This window comes from Mesorhizobium sp. CU3, from assembly GCF_006442965.1.
GTDB lineage: Bacteria > Pseudomonadota > Alphaproteobacteria > Rhizobiales > Rhizobiaceae > Mesorhizobium.
Genome location: NZ_VFWX01000002.1, coordinates 101,061 through 122,961, shown reverse-complemented (window position 1 = coordinate 122,961; position 21,901 = coordinate 101,061). Strand labels below are relative to the sequence as shown.

Sequence of the window (21,901 nt, the reverse complement as noted above, 5' to 3'; positions counted from 1 at the left end):
ATGAAAAATGGCCGGTTTTCCGGCCATTTTTGTTTTCGGGATTTTTATCGCCCCGGCCGGAGTGGGGTGAAAAAGGCTCAGCGCTTGTGGCTGCCCAACTCGCCGAGCAGCTTGGTCATCTCGTCGTCGAGCGAGGGCTTGGCGGCGGGCTTGGCTGCCGGCTTTGCCGGGATGTCATCGTCGAGCGAGGCTTCGAGGTCCTGCATCAGCGTGTCGTCGATGGACTCGTTCGTGGGCGCAGGCGCGTGCCTGGCGCCTCCGTTGGTTGTCCCGTAAGTGGGCAAGGGCATGACCTTTGCCGTCGGTTGGCTCGGCGCCGGGATCGGCGGCGGCGCTGTCGGGCGAGAACGCGCCGTAGCCGCCGGCTGAGCAGTCGGCTGCGGCGGCGCCTGCCGGGCCGGTGCAGGCGCTGGCGCCGGTTGCGGCGCGCGCTGACGCGGCGCGGCAGCGGCCGGCTGCTGTTGGGCGCTGTCGGCCGTCAAGGCCGGGCGGCGCGGCGCTGCAAGCCTGATGTCGCGCTCGACCACGACATCGGTCGGCCCGCCGATCAGGATCAGATGCTCGATGTCGTCGCGGCGCACCAGGACAAGCCGGCGATGGCTATCGACCGCGGTGGCGTCCATCACGGCAAGCCGCGTCTTGCGGTTCCTGCCGCCGGCGACGAACGTGCCGAAGGTCAGGTTGCGGACGACCTTGATGACCAGAAGCACGACGACCAGCAGGATAAGTGCCGCGAAAGTCCACAGGATCGCAGCGACATAACCCGGACCCGCCACGCTATCCAGCCACTGCAGCATCGGTGCACCCAATCGCCTTTTTGAAGTGAGGCGACACTAGACCGTAGGGACTAGCGACCGCAAGTTGGCATCACGCGTCGTGAACAGTTTGAAACATGAATCGGTGATTTTATCCGACATTTGCCGGCGAGGCCTTTTCCGCTGCAGGAGAATATGATTCAACCGGCCGTCCGCACCTGTAGGACACGGGAATCACAAGCAGGGGGAATATGGCCAAGGAAGCGCGCGGCGATTTCTATCCGGTACCGATCGTCGACGAGAACACGCGTCCGGGCGCCGTCACCAGGCTGATCGTCTTCATCGTCGTGCTTACCGGCGCGGCGATCGTTTTCGGGCTGTTCCGGGAGCGGCTGGGCGATCCTTTCCTGCTCGGCATGCTCGGCGTGCTCGCCATGATCGGCGTCGGCTTCCTGTTTGCCACGGCGATCGGTTTCGTGCAGGTCGCGTCGCGCTCGACCGGCGACGAATTGTCGAAAGCCTTCGTCGATTCGATGTCGCAAGGCCTGCTGGTCACCGACACAAAGGGCCGTGTCGTCTATGCCAACCGCGCCTATGCAGAGATGACGGGCGCCGCCTCGGCCGCCGATCTCAAGACCGTCGAAGGGCTGTTGTCGGATGTTCCCGAAGCTTCGATGACGATCTACCGGCTGGCTTCGGGCCTGCGCGACGGCCAGCCCGGCGACGGCGAGTTCCGGCTGGCGCAGTCGATCAAGCCGGGTGCGGAGCCCGGCGCGCGCTGGTACCGGGCGCGTGCCCGCGCCTTCAGCATGCCCGGGCAAAGGCTGCCGATGCTCGCCTGGCAGCTTGCCGATATCTCGCAGGAGCGGGCGGAGCAGGAGCGCTTCTTCCTCGACCTGCAGAAAGCCATCGACCATCTCGACCACGCTCCGGCCGGCTTCTTTTCGGCCGACCAGGAAGGCCGCGTCACCTATATCAACGCCACGCTCGCCGAGTGGTTGGGCATCGACCTTGCCTCCTTCACGCCGGGCGCTATCACGCTGCCCGAAATCATCGCCGGCGACGGCATGGCGCTGGTGCGTTCGGTCAAGGCCGAGCCCGCCACGACACGCAACGCCGTCATCGACCTCGACCTCACCACGATGAACGGCCAGGCGCTGCCGGTCCGTTTCATGCATCGCGTTTCGGCGAGCCGCGAGGGCGTCAATGGTCCGACCCGTACCATCGTGCTCAACCGCACCCAGGGCGAAGATGCTTCCGCCGAGCTCCGGGCTTCCGAAGTCCGTTTCACCCGCTTCTTCAATTCGACGCCGATGGCGATTGCCGGCGTCGACGCCAGCGGGCGCATCCTGCGCACCAACGCGCCGTTCCTGCATCTGTTCTCGTCGGTCGTCGACCGCGACGCCGTCGACCGGCGAGTGCGCTTCGAGACGATCGTGCACGAGCGCGACCGGCCGGCTTTCGCCGCCGCTTTCGAGAAGGCCAGGCAGCGGCAAGCCAATATCGAGCCGATCGATTCCGTGCTGCCCGGCAATGAGGATCGCCACATCCGTTTCTACGTCAATGCCGTCGCCGACGGCGCCGGCGGCGAGGGCGCGGAGGAATCGGCGATCGTCTATGCGGTCGAAACCACCGAGCAGAAGGCGCTCGAGGGCCAGATGGCGCAGAGCCAGAAGATGCAGGCGGTCGGCCAGCTGGCCGGCGGCATCGCGCATGACTTCAACAATGTTCTGACCGCCATCATCATGGCGTCGGATCTGTTGTTGACCAATCACCGGCCGTCGGACCCGTCCTTCCCCGACATCATGAACATCAAGCAGAACGCCAACCGCGCGGCCTCGCTGGTGCGGCAGCTGCTGGCTTTCTCGCGCAAGCAGACACTGCGGCCGGAAGTGCTCAACCTCACCGACGTCCTGGCCGATCTCAGGATGCTGCTCGCCCGCCTGGTCGGCAACGACATCAAGCTGAAGATCGATCACGGCCGGGATCTGTGGCCGGTCAAGGTCGATATCGGCCAGTTCGAGCAGGTGGTGGTCAATCTCGCCGTCAACGCGCGCGACGCCATGCCGGCCGGCGGCGATCTCACCGTGCGCACCCGCAACGTATCGACCGACGAGTGCAAGTCCTTCGCCTATCGCGAACTGACGCCGGCCGATTACGTGCTGGTCGAGGTCGAGGATACCGGAAGCGGTATTGCGCCGGATGTGCTGAAGAAGATCTTCGAACCGTTCTTCACCACCAAGGAAGTCGGCAAGGGCACCGGCCTCGGCCTGTCGATGGTTTACGGCATCATCAAGCAGACCGGTGGCTTCATCTTCTGCGATTCCGAAGTGGGCACGGGCACGGTGTTCCGCATCTTCCTGCCGCGCCATGTCGCCGAGGCGAAGAAGCAGGCGGAGCCGGGCGAAACGCCGGCTCCGGCCGCGGCGCCCGCCAAGCCCGCCGATGCCGCAAAAGACCTGTCCGGTTCGGAGACGGTGCTTCTGGTCGAGGACGAGGATGCCGTGCGCATGGGCGGTGTCAGGGCGCTGACTTCGCGCGGCTATACGGTTCACGAAGCATCATCGGGCGTCGAGGCGCTGGAGGTGTTCGAGGCGCTTGGCGGCAAGGTCGATATCGTCGTATCCGACGTGGTGATGCCGGAGATGGATGGACCGACGCTGCTCGGCGAATTGCGCAAGCGGCAGCCGGACATCAAGTTCGTCTTCGTCTCGGGCTATGCCGAGGATGCCTTCGCCCGCAATCTGCCGGCCGACGCGCATTTCGGCTTCCTGCCGAAACCGTTCTCGCTCAAGCAACTGGCGACGATCGTCAAGGACGTGCTGGAATCTTAGAGCGGTTGACCGTTTCACGGAAACGGCGAACCGCTCTATCTCTTTGGTTTTCACGCATTCCGGACGGAAAACCGCGCCATACTTTTCCTGGAATTGCTCTAAAACAGCAATCGCTTGCAGATTGCTGCAAGCCTGCCATGATGCAGGTGGGGTACGGTTGTATGACAAGGAGGTAGTGTGACGCCGCATATCGAGGCGGGCCGGGGGGACTATGCCGAAACGGTGCTGCTGCCGGGCGATCCCGAGCGCGCACAATGGATGGCGGAAACTTTTCTGGACAACCCACGCTGCGTCAACCGCCGCCGCGGCGCACTTGGCTTCACCGGTTCTTTCCGCGGCAAGCCGGTCAGCATCCACGCCACCGGCATCGGCGTCTCGTCCTTCCTGATCTATGCTTTTGAATTGCTGGACTTTTACGGCGTGAAGACGCTGATCCGCACCGGCACATGCGGCGGGCTGTCCGAGACAGTCGCGCTGCGCAGCACCGTCATTTCCAGCGCCGTGCGCGCGGAGAGCGCAACAAGCGGGCAAGTCTTCGGGCTCTACCAGCCGGTCGGGCCGGATCCGGCGCTTCATGCGCTGGCGTTGCGGCGGGCGGCCGATCTCGGCATCGACTGCAGCGCAGGGCTGACGATCTGCAGCGACATTTTCTATCATCCCGACGGCCGCGCCCGCTTTGACGAGCCGATAGCGCTCGGCGCGCTGGCCGTCGATATGGAGACCAGCGCGCTCTATCGGATTGCGGCCCAATTCGGCGCGCGGGCGCTCTCGCTGCTCACCGTGGTCGATCATATCGCCACCGGCGAGCTGACCGACTATTCGGAGCGCCAGGCGCTTTTCGGCGACATGACCCGACTGGCGCTGGAAGTCGCGGCGGAAAGCTAGTTCAGGCGGCTTCCCGTTTCATCGCTGCCTGCTCCTCGACACTGGGTCGATGCCCGCGCAGATAGAGCGCGCAGGTGGTGCGCAGCATGGAAGCGAAGTTCGGGATCTGGCCGTTGATCTCGATCGCCTCGTCATAAAGCTTCGAGATGAATTTGGGTGTCGTCAGTCCCTGGCTCTCGGCGATCTCGTCGAGAAGGCCCCAGAACGTCGCCTCCAACTGGATGCTGGTCGAATGCCCGTCGATGCGGATCGACCGATTGATCTGCCTGTAGCCTTCCGGATCCTGCCCGGCAAAGACTCTGCACATCGCTAACCTCCCGTTCTTGTTGGTTTTGGGCGCCGATTGGGTCGGCTGCCGCCTTTTTGAACACTGCCTGCATGGGTGATCTTCGGCCCGAGAGCCGACAACGGCAATCAGACTTTCGTCCTTAGGTCGTTGGCATTCCTAAAGCGCGTCGCGTTGAAACGGATTCAGGCGACGCGCTTTAAGTCCTTGGTTTTATGCATGTCGGTCTCCCAAAACCGAGGTCACTTTTGGGCGACATGCATTAGAATTGCGGCGACACTACCGATTTTCAAGCCGCATGCGTGGTAATCGGCTGCCACCACCTTTTTTCGCCGGCGCTCATAATCCTCTCCGAAGCACGGGAAAGCTCTTGGAGTCCGATTTGGCGAAGACGATCCATTCCATGATCAGGGTTCTCGACGAGGCGCGCTCCGTCGACTTCTACGGCAACGCCTTCAGCCTGAAGGTTGCGCAACGGCTCGATTTCGAGACCTTCACGCTCGTCTATCTCAGCAATGCGGACTCAGCCTTCGAGCTCGAGCTAACCGTGAACAAGGGGCGCACCGAGCCTTATGTGCTCGGCGACGGATACGGCCATCTCGCGGTCTCGGTCACCGATCTCGACGCTGAGCACGACCGGATCGGCGCGCTCGGGCTCAACCCGAAGAAGATCGTCGAGTTCAACCATGACGGCGCGATGATCGCCCGCTTCTTCTTCATCGAGGATCCCGACGGCTACAAGATCGAGGTCCTGCAGCGAGGGGGGCGCTTCCAATAGGGGATATCTGCCGTGCAAAGGCGCGGCGCCAGCAACGGCATCTTCGGATGCGAACAGCAAGCAGGGAGGAAACAATGGTCACAGTCTACGAGAAGAAGCCGACCTACGAGAAGAAGGTTGGGCTTTCACGCCGCGAGCTTCTCAAGCGCGGCGGTGCGGGCGCGCTGCTCATCATCTCCGGTAGCGCCATCATCAGTCCCGAACATGCCTGGGGTCTCGAAACCTCGGCGTTGAAGCCGGAGACGATGGCGACGCTGATCCAGGTGGCGCGCGACATCTATCCGCACGATCAGGTGCCGGACAAATATTACGCCATTGCCGTCAAGGGCCATGACGAGATGGCCGCCAAGGATCCTGCGCACAAGGAACTGATCGAGAAGGGCATCGCCGAGTTAGACAAGAAGGCCGGCACCAGCGGCTATCGCGGGCTCGGCTGGGAAGAGCAGCGGGTCGCGCTGCTCACCGCGATCGAGAAGACGCCGTTCTTCCAGGCGGTGCGTGGCGGGCTCGTCGTCAGCCTCTACAACCAGAAGGAGGTATGGCCGATCTTCGGTTACGAGGGCGAGTCCTACTCCAAGGGCGGCTACATCGCGCGCGGCTTCAACGACATCGAGTGGCTCTGAGCCGTTCTAAGTCTTTGTTTTCACGCAATTCCGGACGGAAACCGCTACGCACTTTTCCTGGAATTGCTCCTGAACCGCTTTTTGACCGATCTCATGGGAGGAAACCATGGCAGCACAATTTGATCTCAAGAACGATGGCGTGGTCGTCATCATCGGCTCGGGCGCCGGCGGCGGCACGCTCGGCAACGAACTGGCGCAGAAAGGCATCGACGTCGTCATTCTCGAGGCGGGCGCCCGCCACGAATACGAGGATTTCATCAACGACGAGTGGGATTCCTTCGCTCAGCTCGCCTGGAAGGACAAACGCACCACATCGGGCGAGTGGCGGGTGGCCAAGGATTTCCCGAACCTGCCGGCCTGGATCGTGAAATCGGTCGGCGGCTCGACGACGCACTGGGCCGGCGCTTCGCTGCGCTTCCAGGAGCATGAATTCAAGACGGCCACGACCTACGGCAAGGTCAAGGGCGCGAACCTGCTCGACTGGCCGGTGACGCTGGCCGAAATGGAGCCTTACTACGCCAAGGCGGAAGCCAAGATGGGCGTGACCGGCACCAACAACTGGCCAAGGCTACCTGGCAACAACAATTTCAAGGTGCTCAAGGCCGGCGCCGACAAGCTCGGCTACAAGGAATGCCACACCGGCAACATGGCCATCAATTCGGTCGAGCGCGACGACCGCAATTCCTGCCAGCAAACCGGCTTCTGCTTCCAGGGCTGCAAGTGGGGTGCGAAATGGTCGACGCTCTACACGGAGATCCCGAAAGGCGAGGCGACCGGCCATCTGGAAGTGCGGCCAAACTCGATGGTAATCAAGATCAACCATGACGCTTCCGGAAAGGTGACCGGCGTCGTCTATGCCGACAAGGACGGCAAGCTGCAGGAACAGAAGGCCCGCATCGTCGCGGTCGCCGGCAATTCGATCGAAAGCCCGCGCCTGCTGCTCAATTCGGAGTCGAGCAAATTCCCGCATGGCCTCGCCAATTCGTCGGGGCAGGTGGGCAAGAACTACATGCGCCATACCACCGGCTCGGTCTACGCGATCTTCGACAAGCCGGTGCATATGTATCGCGGCACCACCATGGCCGGCATCATCCGCGACGAGGCGCGCCACGACCCCTCACGCGGCTTCGTCGGCGGCTACGAGATGGAGACGCTGTCGCTCGGCCTGCCCTTCATGGCGGCTTTCCTCAATCCCGGCGGCTGGGGCCGTTCCTTCACCACGGCGCTCGACCATTACGATCACATGGCCGGCCTGTGGATCGTCGGAGAGGACATGCCGCGCGAGGAGAACCGCATCACTCTGCACAAGGACGAGAAGGACGAGCACGGCATGCCGATCGCCGATGTCCATTTCGACGACCACCCAAACGACGAGGCGATGCGCGACCATGCCTACAAGCAGGGGCAGGCGCTTTATGCGGCGGTGGGCGCGACAAGGACCTTCCCGACGCCGCCCTATCCCTCGACGCACAATCTCGGTACCAACCGGATGAGCGCGAAGGCGGAAGACGGTGTCGTCAACGCGCATGGCCAGACGCACGACATCAAGAACCTGTTCGTCTCCGACGGCAGTCAGTTCACCACTGGTGCGGCGGAAAATCCGACGCTGACGATCGTGACGCTGGCGATCCGCCAGGCGGACTACATCGCCGCGCAGATGTCGGCCAAAACGATCTGAGGCGGTTCGGCGTTACCGCCGACCCGCTCCAGCTATTTATCTGACGCAATTCCGGACGCAAAACGTCACTTTTCATGGAATTGCTTAGTCCTCCCGACTGCCTGCTGGCGCGGGACCCGTCAGGGTTCCGCGCCTTTTTTATGGGGCCTTGGTGCAGGTCGAGGCTGTGAATGCGCCGTCCTGCTGCTTGAAGATGACGTCGAAGGACGGGCTGCCCGGGCCGTCGAGCGTGGCCTGCGTCATCGAGAGCGCGTTGCCGCCGCTGGTATAGCCGCCGAGCGGACCCAGCCAGCTGATCTCGCCATTGGCGTCCATCTGGTAGTTGTAGGTTCCCGATGTGCCGAAGGTGACCGGGCCGCTATAGACATTGCCTTTGATGGTGATGTCGCCGAGGTTGAGGAACAGGCCGAGCAGGTAGACCTCGCAGTGATAGGTTCCGTCGGGCAGCTTGCCGTCGGTGAAATCGGCGCGCGCGCCGCCGGCGGTGGCAGACAGAAGCAGAAAACACAGGACAATGCGATTTGGGAAAGCCATGGCGTCGCTCGTTGAGGCGGCGACCTTGCCCCAATTTGCCCGTGCATCGCAACCGTCGCGATACACAAGCTTTTGTGCATATGGTCAAATCGTGGGCATTTTTACCATTTGGGCAAAATATAGGCAGATGTGCGTAAACTTTTCTCAATCTTTCCGCGCTGCAGCAGATATGGCGAACTTCGCGGCTACCGAGTAACCGTTTGTAATCATGCCGCTATTCAAGAATTCTGATTAACGCTTTCGCATCTGGCACGTCGCTTGCACCGTTATTGCTGCAATGCAAACAACGAGCTTGGGAGTGTGTCTTATGAGGGGTAGTTTCGCAAAAATAACAAAGATCGTGTCGGCCGGCGTCGTCGCCGCCGGCCTGCTGGCATCGGCATCGGCCAGGGCGGCCGACGATACGATCAAGGTCGGCATCCTCCATTCGCTGTCGGGCACCATGGCGATTTCGGAGACGACGCTGAAGGACGTCATGCTGATGCTAATCGAGCAGCAGAATGCCAAGGGCGGCCTGCTCGGCAAGAAACTCGAAGCGGTGGTCGTCGATCCGGCGTCCAACTGGCCGCTCTTCGCCGAAAAGGCGCGTGAGCTGATCTCCAAGGACAAGGTCGCGGCGGTGTTCGGCTGCTGGACCTCGGTGTCGCGCAAGTCGGTGCTGCCGGTGTTCTCGGAACTCGACAACATCCTGTTCTATCCGGTCCAGTATGAGGGCGAGGAGAGCGAGCGCAACGTCTTCTACACCGGCGCTGCCCCGAACCAGCAGGCCATCCCGGCCGTCGACTATCTGATGAGCGCCGATGGCGGCTCGGTGAAGCGCTGGGTGCTGGAAGGCACCGACTACGTCTATCCGCGCACCACCAACAAGATCCTCGAAGCCTATCTGAAGGCCAAGGGCGTGCCGGCTGAGGACATCATGGTCAACTACACGCCGTTCGGCTTCTCCGACTGGCAGACCGAGGTCTCGGCGATCAAGAAGTTCGGCTCGGCCGGCAAGAAGACGGCTGTCGTCTCGACCGTCAACGGCGATGCCAACGTGCCGTTCTACAAGGAGCTCGGCAACCAGGGCATCAAGGCCGAGGATATTCCGGTGATGGCCTTCTCGGTCGGCGAGGAAGAACTGGCCGGTCTCGATACCGCGCCGCTGGTCGGCCACCTCGCCGCCTGGAACTACTTCGAAAGCGTCGACACCCCCGAGAACAAGAAGTTCATCGACGACTGGCACAAGTTCATCAAGAACGACAAGCGCACCACCAACGACCCGATGGAAGCCCATTACATCGGCTTCAACATGTGGGTGAAGGCGGTCGAGAAGGCCGGCACCACCGATCCGGACAAGGTTATCGACGCCATGGTCGGCGTCTCCGTGCCGAACCTCACCGGCGGCTATTCGACGATGATGCCGAACCACCACATCACCAAGCCGGTGCTGATCGGCGAAATCCAGGCCGACGGCCAGTTCGAGACCGTCTCGCAGACGCCCGGTCTGGTGATGGGCGACGAATGGTCGGATTACCTGCCGGACTCCAAGGACCTGATCTCCGATTGGCGCGCGCCGCTGAGCTGCGGCAACTTCAACGTCAAGACCGGCAAGTGCGGCGGCAAGGGCACGAACTGATCCTCCCAAGTCTATGGGTCGCGTAATGGCCTCGCGACCCTGAGACCGCTACCCGGGCGGGTTTCCCGGCCCGCCCGGGCAAGATCCTCGAAGCCAGGAAAATTGCCTGAAAACCATGATGATGCTGCGTGCAATTGGTCTGATGCTGGTTTTGACGATGGCAAGCGTGTTGCCGTCGCAAGCCGCCGAGGCCGACCTGCGGGCAGCAATCGCCAAGTTCGCCGCCGCCACCGGTTTCTCGGCCACCGAAGCCGTGGTGCGCGAGCTTGCCGCCAGCGGCGATCCCGCCGTCGAGCGTCCGCTTTCCGCCTTGGCCGACGGCAATCTCTACGTCCGCAAGGCGGACTCCCAGGTATTTGCGGGCAAAGAAGCCGGCGACACAATCGAATTGCTCGATCCGCTGAGCGGCGACAAGGTGGCCGATGCCGCCAAGACCGACCTCACCAAGATCAAGGTCAACAACGGCCTGCGCCGCACCATCCGCGACGCGCTCGGCACGTTGACCTTGCGCGCCAAGGACGCGAGCGTGCGCCTTGCTGCGGCGACGACGATGTTCAAGACACCCGATGCGGCGAATATCGAGCCGCTCGATGCTGCGATCGCCGCCGAGACCGATCCAGCGGTGAAGACGCTGTTCGAACAGGCGCGGGCGGCCTCGATCCTCGTTTCCGACAAGCCGGAGGCCGACAAGCTTGCGGCGGTCTCGGTCATCGCGGCGCGCGGCGACCGTGAAGCGCTGTCGTTGCTCACCTCGGTCGAGGCGAGTTCGCAGGGTGCGGTCAAGGATGCCGCGACGGCCGCGATCCGCGCTATCAATTCGACGCTGGCGCTATGGGATGCCGGCCAGAACATCTGGTACGGCATTTCGTTGGGTTCGGTGCTGCTGCTCGCCGCGATCGGGCTTGCCATCACCTTCGGCGTCATGGGCGTCATCAACATGGCGCATGGCGAGATGGTGATGCTCGGCGCCTATACCACCTTCGTCGTCCAGCAGGTGATCCGCACCTCGTTCCCCGGCCTGTTCGACTGGTCGCTGGTCATCGCGCTGCCGCTGGCCTTCCTGGTTGCCGCGCTGGTCGGTCTCGCCATCGAGCGCGGCATCATCCGCTTCCTCTACGGCCGTCCGCTGGAGACGCTCTTGGCTACCTGGGGCGTTTCGCTGATCCTGCAGCAGGCGGTGCGCACCATCTTCGGGCCGACCAACCAGGAGGTCGGCAACCCGTCCTGGATGTCCGGCTCCTTCGATGTCGGCCAGCTCGCCATCACCTGGAACCGGCTGTGGATCCTGGTCTTTGCGCTACTGGTGTTCGGCGTGCTGCTTTACGTGATGAAGCGCACGTCCTGGGGGCTGCAGATGCGCGCCGTCACCGCCAACCGGCGCATGGCCGCCTCCATGGGCATCAAGACGCCCTGGGTCGATGCGCTGACCTTCGCGCTTGGCTCGGGCATCGCGGGCATCGCCGGCGTGGCGCTCAGCCAGATCGACAACGTCTCGCCCAATCTCGGCCGCGGCTACATCATCGACAGTTTCATGGTCGTCGTGTTCGGCGGCGTCGGCAATCTTTGGGGCACGCTGGTCGGCGCCTTCTCGCTCGGCATCGTCAACAAGTTCCTCGAGCCCTATGCCGGCGCCGTGCTCGGCAAGATCGTCGTGCTGGTGCTGATCATCCTGTTCATCCAGAAACGCCCGCGCGGCCTGTTCGCGCTCAAGGGCAGGGCGGTGGAAGCATGATCGCGCAGCGCCTATTCGGCGCCGACCGGCGCATCGCCATTGCCATCTTCGTGCTGCTGGCGGCGGCCGTCATCGTGCCGGTGCTCAACCTCGCTGTGTCGCCGTCGAGCGCCTTCTACATCCCGTCCTACATGGTGGCGCTCACCGGCAAATATCTTTGCTATGCGCTGCTGGCGCTGGCGCTCGATCTGGTGTGGGGCTATTGCGGCATCCTCTCGCTCGGCCACGGCGCCTTCTTCGCGCTCGGCGGCTATGCGATGGGCATGTATCTGATGCGCCAGATTGGCTCGCGCGGCGTCTACGGCAACCCGATCCTGCCCGACTTCATGGTGTTCCTGAACTACAAGGAACTGCCCTGGTTCTGGTACGGCTTCGACCATTTCTGGTTTGCCGCACTGATGGTGCTGGCGGTGCCCGGCCTGCTCGCCTTCATCTTCGGCTGGTTTGCCTTCCGCAGCCGCGTCACCGGCGTCTATCTGTCGATCATCACCCAGGCGATGACCTATGCGCTGCTGCTTGCCTTCTTCCGCAACGACATGGGTTTCGGCGGTAATAACGGCCTGACTGATTTCAAGGACATTCTGGGCTACAACGTGCAGGCCGATGCCACGCGCTCGGCGCTGTTCGCGGCCAGCGCGGTAACGCTGGCGCTCGCCGTCTTCGTCACCGCGGCGATCGTGCGCTCCAAATATGGCAAGCTGCTGATGGCGGTGCGCGATGCGGAGAGCCGGACCCGCTTCCTCGGCTGGCGGGCGGAGAACGTCAAACTGTTCGCCTTCACCGTATCGGCGGTCATGGCGGGCATTGCCGGCGCGCTTTACGTGCCGCAGGTCGGCATCATCAATCCGGGCGAATTCGATCCGGCCAACTCGATTGAGGTGGTGATCTGGACCGCCGTCGGCGGGCGCGGCACCATCGTCGGCCCGATCATCGGCGCGCTTTTGGTCAACGCCGGCAAATCCTGGTTCACCGGCGTGCTGCCGGAATTCTGGCTGTTTGCGCTTGGCGGGCTGTTCGTCGCCGTCACGCTGCTGTTGCCCAAGGGCATCGTCGGCATGTGGGACGGCTGGCGCGGCGAGGGCAAGGCTTCGCGCGCGGCCTCGCTTGCCGAGGAAGCCGGCGCCGACCCGGTGGAGCCGGAGCCGAAGATCGTGCGTACGGCCGCGAGAACGCCGGGCGCATGGTCGGCGACCGGCCCAGAACCGCAGCCGGCGGAGTGAGCGACCCATGAGCAAGTCGAACACCATCCTCTATCTCGACGGCGTCTCGGTTTCCTTCGACGGTTTTCGCGCCATCAACAATCTGTCGCTGGTGCTCGACAAGGGCGAGATGCGGGCGATCATCGGGCCCAACGGCGCCGGCAAGACGACGATGATGGACATCGTCACCGGCAAGACCAGACCGGACGAAGGCGAAGTCTTCTTCGACGGCCAGGTCGATCTCACCCGGCATGACGAGGCCGAGATCGCCATGATGGGCATCGGCCGCAAATTCCAGAAGCCGACCGTCTTCGAGAGCCACAGCGTCGAGGACAATCTGATGCTGGCGTTGAAGGGGCCGCGCTCGATCTTCCCAGCGTTGTTCCATCGCCGCGCGGCGGCCGAGACGCGGCGCATCGACGATATCCTCGGCATCATCCGTCTCGGCGAAAAGCGCAACGAGCTCGCAGCCAATCTCAGCCACGGCCAGAAGCAATGGCTGGAGATCGGCATGCTGCTGGCGCAGGACCCGAAGCTTCTGCTCGTCGACGAACCGGTCGCCGGCATGACCGATGCGGAGACCGAGGAGACGGCGCGCCTGCTCAAGGATATCGCCCGCGACCATTCCGTGGTGGTCGTCGAACACGACATGCATTTCGTGCGCGAGCTAGGCGTCAAGGTGACCTGCCTGCACGAGGGCTCGGTGCTGTCGGAAGGCACGCTCGATTTCGTCTCGGCCGACGAGCGCGTCGTCGAAGTCTATCTGGGGCGCTGAAGATGGTCTGGCGGGTTCCGTTCCACCGTTTCGATTTTGCGTTCCTGAAGCGCTGGAGGAGGGGCTGACCATGCTCGAAGTCTCCAATGCCACGCTGCATTACGGCGCCGCCCAGGCGCTGCGCGGCGTTTCGCTGAAGGCCGGCGCCGGCAAGATCACCTGCGTGCTCGGCCGCAACGGCGTCGGTAAGACCAGTTTGATGAGATCGATCGTCGGCCATCACCGGCTGACGAGCGGAAGCGTTGCCTTCGAGGGGAAGGCGCTCGACCGGAGCGCGGCGTATGATCGCGCCCGGTCGGGCATCGCATTCGTGCCGCAGGGCAGGGAGGTCTTTCCGCTGCTGACGGTGCGCGAAAACCTGGAGTCCGGCTTTGCGCCGCTCAGGCGATCCGACCGCAACATCCCGGCCCACGTCTTCGAATTGTTTCCTGTGCTGAAGCAGATGCTGGGCCGCCGCGGCGGCGACCTTTCCGGCGGCCAACAGCAGCAGCTCGCCATCGGCAGGGCGCTGGTGATGCGGCCGAAGCTGCTTGTGCTCGACGAGCCGACGGAGGGCATCCAGCCCTCGATCATCAAGGATATCGGCCGCGCCATCCGCTACCTGCGCGACCAGGCCGGCATCGCCGTGCTTCTGGTCGAGCAATATCTCGATTTCTGCCGCGAGCTCGCCGACGAGGTCAACATCATGGACCGCGGCCAGATCGTGCATACCGGTCCAGCGGAAGATCTCGACCGGGCGGATGTGAGGAAGTTTCTTACTGTCTAGAATCGGCTGCGCACTTCGGTCGGCGCCGCGAATTCAAAGCAAGTCCGTAATTTTCCAGTTCAACCGTCAGCAACTCTGGCGCGCTTAATACAGCATGCTAGTCTTTTCTTGGCCTTGGTGAGTCGGCCGCTTTCCGTATGAGTTGCGAAATGAAGGGGAAGGTGCCGGCTCCGCCCGCAAGCTCCGCGCAAGCAAGCCTGCCTAGCCTTCCCGTGGTGATTGTCGGTCAATGCGTCCAAAAAAGAGACTTGCCAGGGGAAGGCGATGGAACGTTTTGTCGAGGACTATCAGAAGCGGCGCCTGACCGAGCGCGTCGATATCATGACGGCGATCAACATCCTGATGTCGCAAGGGTATGAGGAGGACGATCTGCTGGGCGAGATGACCAAGGTTTTCTATGTCGATCTCGACGCTTTTTACGATGTGGTCTCGCATCACTGACGCGCGAATACAGCCGTAAAGTTCAACCGGCGCGGCGGAAATCGAGCACGCGGTTGCGGCCGGCGCGTTTCGCGGCGTAGAGCGCCTTGTCGGCGGCGCTGAGCACCTTGTCGAAGCTCATGCCCTCGTTGCTGCCGAAGGCGAAGCCGGCGCTGACCGTGCAGCGCAACTCGCCGCTCTCGGTCTCGACAGCGCGCGCCGCGAAGGCCAGCCGGATGCGTTCGGCGGTGGCCTCGACCATCTCGGGCAAGGCGCGTTTCAGCACCAAAGCGAACTCCTCGCCGCCCATGCGGGCGGCAATGTCGTTGGGGCGCAGATTGGCCGACAGCACTTCGGCAAAACCCCTCAGCACCTCGTCGCCCGCGGCATGGCCGTACTGGTCGTTGACCGCCTTGAAGCCGTCGAGGTCGAACAGCACCACGGCGGTGAACGCGCCAACCGGCGCGCTGCCATGCGCATCGAACAGCGCGCGGCGATTGAGCAGTCCGGTCAAAGCATCGGTCAGCGCTTCGCGTTTGTGATGGCGGGCAAGACGGCCCTGGTTGAGCGCCAGCGACAGCGCGCCGATGCCGGTCATCGAGGCGATGACGATGACGAGGCTGAGGTCCTCGGCCCAGTTGCTCGGCGCATGGCCAAGCACAAGTTCGCCGTTCAGCGCCAGTACCGCCGAGCACAAAACGAAGGACGCGGCCGTCAGTGCGTAGAGCACCGCAATGCCAAGCAGATGGACGGGCGCCTCCCGGCGGCCTTTCCAATATTCATATGCGGTGCCGAACAGGAGCAGCGCCGCGAAGAAATTCTCCGTTATAAAGCCCAGCCCATCATAGCCGAGCGCCATAGGCGGCAAGGTGAAGGCGAAGGAGATGCCGGCGCCCAGGGCAATGCGGGGCAGAGGCGAGCGGCCAGTCCTGAACTGATGCGCGGCGCCCAGCATCACCGAGAAGCCGAACAAAAGCAGGCCGAGCGTGAGCACCCCGAGCGCCGACCCTGGTGTTTTTATGTAAGCGTCATAGACGAAGACCTCGACGACGACGACCAGCACGCTCAACGCCCAGGTCAGCAGGAACCTGTCTGAGCGCGCGGCCAGCCAGGTTCCGAATAGCGTGATGCTCAGGCAAGCAGCTGAAAAGCCGACGGCCAGCAGCAATGAATTATAGTCGAGCAGCATACACGCGTCCTTGCCGGCGCCGCGGCTTCTACAACCGGACGTAGGTGTATTAGTGCGGCAAGGAAGTATCGATTACGTTACGATAGCCGCGAAGATGTGAGGATTTGGCTGCGTCAGCCCGTCACCCGCTTCATCATCGCCATGGCGCCGAAGGGCGCGCGCACCTTGCCTTCGGTGATGAAGTAGACGAACACGTCGCGCGGCTTGATCGGCGCGTCGGTCTTGACATCGGCGCGCGGCAGGTCCGCGGGCTGCTTGCCTTCGGCCCAGCTCTTCACTCGTCCCGCCCATTCGTCGAGGCCCTTCGGTGTGTAGCAATCGGGATTGTCGTCGCTGCCGGTCTGCAGCCGCAAATAGACGAAGTCGCCGGTGATGTCGGCGATCGCCGGGTATTTCGCGTGATCGGCATAGACGATCGCGGCGTTGTATTTGCGCGCCAGCGCCGGAAATTCCGGCACTATGAAACTGTCGTGCCTCACTTCCAGCGCATGGCGCAACGGCACGCCGTCCTGCTTTTCCGGCAGGAGCTTGAGGAAGGCTTCGAAATCGTCGGCGTCGAATTTCTTGGTCGGCGCGAACTGCCACAGGATCGGCCCGAGCTTGTCGCCGAGCGCGGCGACGCCGGAGCCGAGGAAGCGTGCCACCGATTCGCCGGCTTCGCCAAGCACGCGGCGGTTGGTGACGAAGCGGTTGCCCTTCAGCGAGAAGACGAAACCATCAGGCGCGTCGGCCGCCCACTTCAAAAAGGTCGGCTCCTTGAAGCTGGAATAATAGGTGCCGTTGACTTCGATCGACGGCACCTGGCGGCTGGCGTAATGCAGCTGCTTGGCCTTGGCGAGCTTGTCCGGATAGAAGGAGGTGTCCCAGGGCTCGAAAGTCCAGCCACCCATGCCCGAGCGGATCGTTCCTTGGCTGCTCATCGTCTTCCTCCCGGTGTGAAATGCAATCAGGCCGCCTCGGCGACCGGCTTCACCATGTCGACCAATATCCATCCTGGCCGGTACGGATTGGCGCGACGACCCGTTTCCTGATAGCCGTAAGCCGCATAGAGCGCGATGTTCCGCTCCATGCGCGAATTGGTGTAAAGCCGCACCTCCGGCAGACCCCATGACCGCGTCTGGTCGTCGGCGAAGTTCAGCAGCGCGATACCGAGTTTTCTGCCCTGGAAGGCAGGCGAAACGGCGACGCTGAAGATCATGGCGTGGTCTTCATGCTGCTCGAGCACAAGCAGCCCTGCGAGATCGGAGCCGTCTTCAAGCAGCCAGACCTCGCCGCGTTCGATACGCGGCACATAGTCCTCGGTCACCGGGATCGGCGGCGCGCCGAACAGGGCGGTGTAGGGGGCATAGGCGTCAGTGGTCAGCGCGACGATGGCAGCGAGATCGTCGGGGCTGGCAAGCCTCATGATTGATTGGCTCCGGCGGCTGCCGCGATTACCTTCGCCATCCCCGCTGCAATCGCCGCGACGGCATCGCGGCTGGCCTCGCCCAGGCCATGCCGCTCAGCCAGCCACTGCGCGTCGTTGTAGGACAGCCAGACCTTGCCCTGCTCATCCTCCCAGGCCAGCGCCTTGATGGGCAGGTCGATGCCGGCAAGCTGGCGATCCTGCATCAGCGGCGTGCCGCCTTTCGGGTGGCCGAAGATCAAAAGCTCGGTCGGGCGCAGCGAAGCGCCGACTTCATGGGCGCCAGCGGCATGGTCGATGCGCGCGAAGACACGCAACCCCGCGCCGGTGACGGTCGCGACCAACCGGTCGATGGTTTCGGCCACGCCGAACCGGCTTTCGACGGAGACGAGGCCGTTATTCGCCATCACTCAGCCGCTTCGCGTTTGCCCCCGGGCCGGCGCTCCAGAAGCTCCTTCAGGAACTGGCCGGTGTAGCTGCGCTTCTCGCGCACGATCGCTTCCGGCGTGCCGGACGCGACCAGCTCGCCGCCGCCATCGCCGCCTTCAGGGCCGAGGTCGAGCACCCAGTCGGCGGTCTTGATCACTTCGAGATTGTGCTCGATGACGACCACCGTGTTGCCCTGGTCGACCAGTTCGTGCAGCACTTCCAACAGCTTGGCGACGTCGTGGAAATGCAGGCCGGTGGTCGGCTCGTCGAGGATGTAGAGCGTCTTGCCGGTCGCTTTGCGCGACAATTCCTTGGCAAGCTTGATGCGCTGCGCCTCGCCGCCCGACAAAGTCGTCGCCTGCTGGCCGATATGGATGTAGCCAAGGCCGACCTGCTTCAGCGTCTCCAGCTTGTCGCGCACGCCGGGAACCGCCGAGAAGAAGTCGACGCCTTCCTCGACCGTCATGTCGAGCACGTCGGCGATCGACTTGCCCTTGAACAAGACATCCAGCGTCTCGCGGTTGTAGCGCTTGCCGTGGCAGACGTCGCAGGTGACATAGACGTCGGGCAGGAAGTGCATCTCGATCTTGATGACGCCGTCACCCTGGCAGGCCTCGCAGCGGCCGCCCTTGACGTTGAAGGAGAAGCGGCCCGGCTGGTAGCCGCGCGCCTTGGCCTCGGGAAGGCCAGCGAACCAGTCGCGGATCGGCGTGAAGGCGCCGGTATAGGTCGCCGGATTGGAGCGCGGGGTGCGGCCTATGGGCGACTGGTCGATGTCGATGACCTTGTCGAGGAATTCCAGCCCCTCGATACGGTCATGCTCGGCCGGATGCTCGCGCGAGCCCATGATGCGGCGCGAGGCCGCCTTGAACAAAGTCTCAATCAGGAAGGTCGACTTGCCGCCGCCGGAGACGCCGGTGACCGCGGTGAAGGTGCCGAGCGGAATTTCAGCGGTGACGTTCTTCAGATTGTTGCCGCGCGCGCCGACAACCTTAATGCGCCGGTTCTTCTTCGCTTCGCGGCGCGCTGAAGGTGTGGCCACTTCCAATTCGCCGGACAGGTACTTGCCGGTGATCGAGGCGGGCGTCGCCATGATCTGCTGCGGCGTGCCCTGCGCGATGATCTGGCCGCCATGGATGCCTGCGGCCGGGCCGATGTCGACGACATAGTCGGCATGCAGGATCGCGTCCTCGTCATGCTCGACGACGATCACCGTGTTGCCGATGTCGCGCAGGTGCTTCAGCGTGTCGAGCAGGCGGGCATTGTCGCGCTGGTGCAGGCCGATCGACGGCTCGTCCAGCACGTAGAGCACGCCGGTCAGTCCCGAGCCGATCTGCGAGGCGAGCCGGATGCGCTGGCTCTCACCGCCCGACAGCGTGCCGGAGTTGCGCGACAGCGTCAGATAATCGAGGCCGACATCGTTCAAGAAGCGCAGCCGCTCGCGGATCTCCTTGAGCACGCGCACCGCGATCTCGTTCTGCTTGTCGTTGAGCTGCGCAGGCAGGTCGGTGAACCATTGGTCGGCCTTGCGGATCGACTGCTCGGTGACCTCGCCGATGTGCTTGCCGCCGATCTTCACGGCGAGGGCTTCCGGCTTCAGGCGATAGCCGTTGCAGGCCGGGCAGGGCGTGGCCGACATGAAGCGCTCGATCTCCTCGCGCATCCAGGCCGATTCCGTTTCCTTCCAGCGCCGATCGAGATTGGGGATCACGCCCTCGAAGGTCTTGGTCGTCTTGTAGGAGCGCAAGCCGTCATCATACTGGAAGGTGATCTCGCGCTCGCCGGTGCCGTTGAGCACGGCTTCTTTAGCTTCCGCGCTCAGATCCTTGAACTTGTCGCCGAGCTTGAAGCCATAGGCCTTGCCCAGCGCTTCCAGCGTCTGCGCGTAATAGGGCGAGGTCGATTTCGCCCACGGGCTGATCGCGCCGTCGCGCAGCGAGACGTTCTCGTCGGGCACGATCAGGTTGGCGTCGATGGCGCGCTGGCTGCCGAGACCGTCGCAGGTCGGGCAGGCGCCGAACGGGTTGTTGAAGGAGAACAGCCGGGGCTCGATCTCGGGAATGGTGAAGCCGGACACCGGGCAAGCGAATTTTTCCGAGAACAGGATGCGCTCATGCGTCTCGTTCTTCGACTTGTTGACGGCGTCGTCGCCGGTCTGGCTGGCGTCGAGCGGCCTGTCGGCGAACTCGGCCACGGCCAGCCCCTCGGCGAGCTTCAGCGCGGTCTCCATCGAATCCGCGAGCCGCGTCGCCAGGTCGCCGCGCACGACGATGCGATCGACGACGACGTCGATGTCGTGCTTGTAATTCTTGTCCAGCGCCGGCACATCGGCGATCTCGTAGAAGGTGCCGTCGACCTTGACGCGCTGGAAACCTTTCTTCTGCAGCTCCAGCAATTCCTTTCGGTACTCGCCCTTGCGGCCGCGCACGATCGGCGCCAGCAGAAACAGACGCGTGCCTTCCTCCAGCGCCAGCACGCGGTCGACCATCTGCGAGACCGTCTGGCTCTCGATCGGCAGGCCGGTGGCCGGCGAATAAGGAATGCCCACGCGCGCGAATAAGAGGCGCATATAGTCGTAGATCTCGGTGACCGTGCCGACCGTCGAACGCGGGTTGCGCGAGGTGGTCTTCTGCTCGATCGAGATGGCGGGCGACAGGCCGTCGATCTGGTCGACGTCCGGCTTCTGCATCATCTCGAGGAACTGCCGGGCATAGGCAGACAAGCTTTCGACGTAGCGGCGCTGGCCCTCGGCATAGATTGTGTCGAAAGCGAGCGACGACTTGCCGGAGCCCGAGAGGCCGGTCATGACGATCAGGCTGTCACGCGGCAGGTCGAGATCGACATTTTTCAGATTGTGTTCGCGCGCCCCGCGAATGGAAAGGTATTTATGGTCGGCCATCGCCGGTCGCCGCCTCAAGTCTGGATTTCGTGGGATCGGCGGGATTTTCCCGGCCATCCTCTATGTAGGTAGTTTTGCCGCCACGTCGAGAGACGCCACAAATCTCGACGGAAGTTGCCGATCATGGGTTTAACCGTCTTTCGCGCGAGCGGGCAAGCGGAAAGAACAAAGGCCGAACACGCTCCTGACAAAGCTGTGGACACAGCGCGCGCAACAATCGCGTTGGAACCGCTTCTTGAAGGCATTCAACTTACCTGAACGTAACCTCCCGGCGATCACATTTTTCGGTAACCGGCTATTCAACGGTTGACGTGCTGGGCTGAGGGGCGCAGTCTCAAAGCGTCAACGAAGCCGGCCGTCTTTCGATGGCCTCGCCGCCCAACAGGCGGCCTGCGAGACGCCGCAGGTGATAGCGATCAGCGCTTCGAACGACAATGTCGCAACGGACCCAGGAGCGGAGCATGACGCCACCGGACAGTCCCTTGAGGCTCCACACCGAGATGGAGCCGCGGCGGGCATAAGTGCCAGGGCAGACGTGAGCGCCAGCCCGACAAACCGTGACTTGCCGATTCCCTACAATCAGAGACGATAGTCGGATCGCGGTCGAACACCGCGCAGCATCCGAAACAGAACGCCGGCAGTACACTCCCGGCCAAGGTTGGATTTCAGATCCATGAAAGCCCCGTCGGACTGCGGAAGCAGCGGCGGGGCTTACATTTTGTGGGGAGTGCCTGGCGCTCGGGTAAACGCGCGAGACACGATCAGTGGTTCGGAATGCGAGTGCCGCCCGTTCCCATGTCGACGGTGATGCTGCCGCCGATCCTGACATCGGTGTCGCCGATCTTGAAGGAACCGTCGCTGTTCGCCGGCAGCGCGTCGTCGGGTTCCGGCTGCGGCGCCGGCTTGGCGATGCGGTAGCCGCCGCTGACGCCGGGTAGTTTCTGCGTCGAGCTGTCATCGGCAAAGGCGGTCGTGCCGGCCATCAAGGCGCCGGCGAGAGCGGCGAGCGCGATGCACAACTGTTTTGATGTCCTCGTCATCCGCGAACTATAGGGGCGCGTCGGAAGCGAGGCCAGCCACGTGCCGATCAAATCGC

General features: G+C 63.3%; 20 protein-coding genes. 11 read left to right on the top strand and 9 right to left on the bottom strand.

Going from position 1 to position 21,901, the window contains the following annotated elements; translation table 11 throughout:
- Nucleotides 1-77: 77 nt before the first annotated feature.
- Complete coding sequence (locus FJ988_RS04015; RefSeq protein WP_140815473.1) at nucleotides 78-797, bottom strand: flagellar biosynthetic protein FliO; 720 nt, start codon at nucleotides 795-797, stop codon at nucleotides 78-80.
- Nucleotides 798-1,006: 209 nt separating this feature from the next.
- Between FJ988_RS04015 and cckA the strand changes: the two genes are divergently transcribed.
- Complete coding sequence (gene cckA / locus FJ988_RS04010) at nucleotides 1,007-3,589, top strand: cell cycle histidine kinase CckA (protein ID WP_140815472.1); 2,583 nt, start codon at nucleotides 1,007-1,009, stop codon at nucleotides 3,587-3,589.
- 177 nt (nucleotides 3,590-3,766) lie between these two features.
- On the top strand, nucleotides 3,767-4,474 hold the full coding sequence (locus FJ988_RS04005; RefSeq protein ID WP_140815471.1) for a DeoD-type purine-nucleoside phosphorylase: 708 nt from the start codon (nucleotides 3,767-3,769) through the stop codon (nucleotides 4,472-4,474).
- Between the two features lies 1 nt (nucleotide 4,475).
- Here the strand turns inward: FJ988_RS04005 and FJ988_RS04000 are convergent, their stop codons facing one another.
- Nucleotides 4,476-4,781 carry a ribbon-helix-helix domain-containing protein gene (locus tag FJ988_RS04000; RefSeq protein WP_140815470.1) on the bottom strand — a complete coding sequence of 102 codons (306 nt, stop codon included), beginning with the start codon at nucleotides 4,779-4,781 and terminating at the stop codon, nucleotides 4,476-4,478.
- A 361-nt stretch (nucleotides 4,782-5,142) separates the two neighbouring features.
- Between FJ988_RS04000 and FJ988_RS03995 the strand changes: the two genes are divergently transcribed.
- The 3 genes from FJ988_RS03995 to FJ988_RS03985 all read left to right on the top strand — a co-directional run bounded on the left by FJ988_RS03995 (nucleotide 5,143) and on the right by FJ988_RS03985 (nucleotide 7,839).
- The gene (locus FJ988_RS03995; protein WP_140815469.1) at nucleotides 5,143-5,538 is read left to right on the top strand and encodes a VOC family protein; all 396 of its coding nucleotides are present in this window, start codon (nucleotides 5,143-5,145) and stop codon (nucleotides 5,536-5,538) included.
- 74 nt (nucleotides 5,539-5,612) lie between these two features.
- Entirely contained in the window at nucleotides 5,613-6,161 is a 549-nt protein-coding gene (locus FJ988_RS03990; RefSeq protein ID WP_140815468.1) for a gluconate 2-dehydrogenase subunit 3 family protein, read from the top strand.
- 106 nt (nucleotides 6,162-6,267) lie between these two features.
- A complete protein-coding gene (locus FJ988_RS03985; protein ID WP_140815467.1) occupies nucleotides 6,268-7,839 on the top strand; it encodes a GMC family oxidoreductase in 1,572 nt (523 codons plus the stop codon).
- Nucleotides 7,840-7,977: 138 nt separating this feature from the next.
- Here the strand turns inward: FJ988_RS03985 and FJ988_RS03980 are convergent, their stop codons facing one another.
- Nucleotides 7,978-8,373, bottom strand: a complete 396-nt coding sequence (locus FJ988_RS03980; protein WP_140815466.1) for a hypothetical protein — start codon at nucleotides 8,371-8,373, stop codon at nucleotides 7,978-7,980.
- Nucleotides 8,374-8,680: 307 nt separating this feature from the next.
- Here FJ988_RS03980 and urtA point away from each other — a divergent pair, with 307 nt between their 5' ends.
- The 6 genes from urtA to FJ988_RS30745 all read left to right on the top strand — a co-directional run bounded on the left by urtA (nucleotide 8,681) and on the right by FJ988_RS30745 (nucleotide 14,904).
- On the top strand, nucleotides 8,681-9,991 hold the full coding sequence (gene urtA, locus FJ988_RS03975) for an urea ABC transporter substrate-binding protein (protein ID WP_140815465.1): 1,311 nt from the start codon (nucleotides 8,681-8,683) through the stop codon (nucleotides 9,989-9,991).
- 115 nt (nucleotides 9,992-10,106) lie between these two features.
- Nucleotides 10,107-11,723, top strand: coding sequence for an urea ABC transporter permease subunit UrtB (urtB, locus tag FJ988_RS03970; RefSeq protein ID WP_181183416.1), 1,617 nt, complete (start codon nucleotides 10,107-10,109; stop codon nucleotides 11,721-11,723).
- Nucleotides 11,720-12,943, top strand: a complete 1,224-nt coding sequence (gene urtC, locus FJ988_RS03965) for an urea ABC transporter permease subunit UrtC (protein ID WP_140815464.1) — start codon at nucleotides 11,720-11,722, stop codon at nucleotides 12,941-12,943. Before urtB ends, urtC begins: the two co-directional genes overlap by 4 nt.
- 7 nt (nucleotides 12,944-12,950) lie before the next feature.
- On the top strand, nucleotides 12,951-13,697 hold the full coding sequence (urtD, locus tag FJ988_RS03960) for an urea ABC transporter ATP-binding protein UrtD (protein WP_140815463.1): 747 nt from the start codon (nucleotides 12,951-12,953) through the stop codon (nucleotides 13,695-13,697).
- 70 nt (nucleotides 13,698-13,767) lie between these two features.
- Entirely contained in the window at nucleotides 13,768-14,463 is a 696-nt protein-coding gene (urtE, locus tag FJ988_RS03955; protein WP_140815462.1) for an urea ABC transporter ATP-binding subunit UrtE, read from the top strand.
- A 264-nt stretch (nucleotides 14,464-14,727) separates the two neighbouring features.
- A complete protein-coding gene (locus FJ988_RS30745) occupies nucleotides 14,728-14,904 on the top strand; it encodes a hypothetical protein (protein WP_181183415.1) in 177 nt (58 codons plus the stop codon).
- Between the two features lie 22 nt (nucleotides 14,905-14,926).
- Here FJ988_RS30745 and FJ988_RS03950 read toward each other — a convergent pair whose 3' ends face one another.
- The 6 genes from FJ988_RS03950 to FJ988_RS03925 form a co-directional block, all read right to left on the bottom strand.
- Nucleotides 14,927-16,072 (bottom strand): GGDEF domain-containing protein, encoded by a 1,146-nt coding sequence (locus FJ988_RS03950; RefSeq protein ID WP_140815461.1) that lies wholly within the window; start codon nucleotides 16,070-16,072, stop codon nucleotides 14,927-14,929.
- Between the two features lie 113 nt (nucleotides 16,073-16,185).
- Complete coding sequence (locus FJ988_RS03945) at nucleotides 16,186-16,992, bottom strand: DUF72 domain-containing protein (protein WP_140815460.1); 807 nt, start codon at nucleotides 16,990-16,992, stop codon at nucleotides 16,186-16,188.
- A 26-nt stretch (nucleotides 16,993-17,018) separates the two neighbouring features.
- Entirely contained in the window at nucleotides 17,019-17,477 is a 459-nt protein-coding gene (locus tag FJ988_RS03940) for a GNAT family N-acetyltransferase (protein WP_140815459.1), read from the bottom strand.
- Nucleotides 17,474-17,884: a DUF302 domain-containing protein gene (locus FJ988_RS03935; protein ID WP_140815458.1), complete on the bottom strand. Its 411-nt coding sequence runs from the start codon at nucleotides 17,882-17,884 to the stop codon at nucleotides 17,474-17,476. The genes FJ988_RS03940 and FJ988_RS03935 overlap by 4 nt, the downstream gene beginning before the upstream one ends.
- Entirely contained in the window at nucleotides 17,884-20,805 is a 2,922-nt protein-coding gene (uvrA, locus tag FJ988_RS03930) for an excinuclease ABC subunit UvrA (protein WP_140815457.1), read from the bottom strand. Before uvrA ends, FJ988_RS03935 begins: the two co-directional genes overlap by 1 nt.
- Before the next feature lie 761 nt (nucleotides 20,806-21,566).
- Nucleotides 21,567-21,845 carry a hypothetical protein gene (locus FJ988_RS03925; protein WP_140815456.1) on the bottom strand — a complete coding sequence of 93 codons (279 nt, stop codon included), beginning with the start codon at nucleotides 21,843-21,845 and terminating at the stop codon, nucleotides 21,567-21,569.
- Between the last annotated feature and the right edge of the window lie 56 nt (nucleotides 21,846-21,901).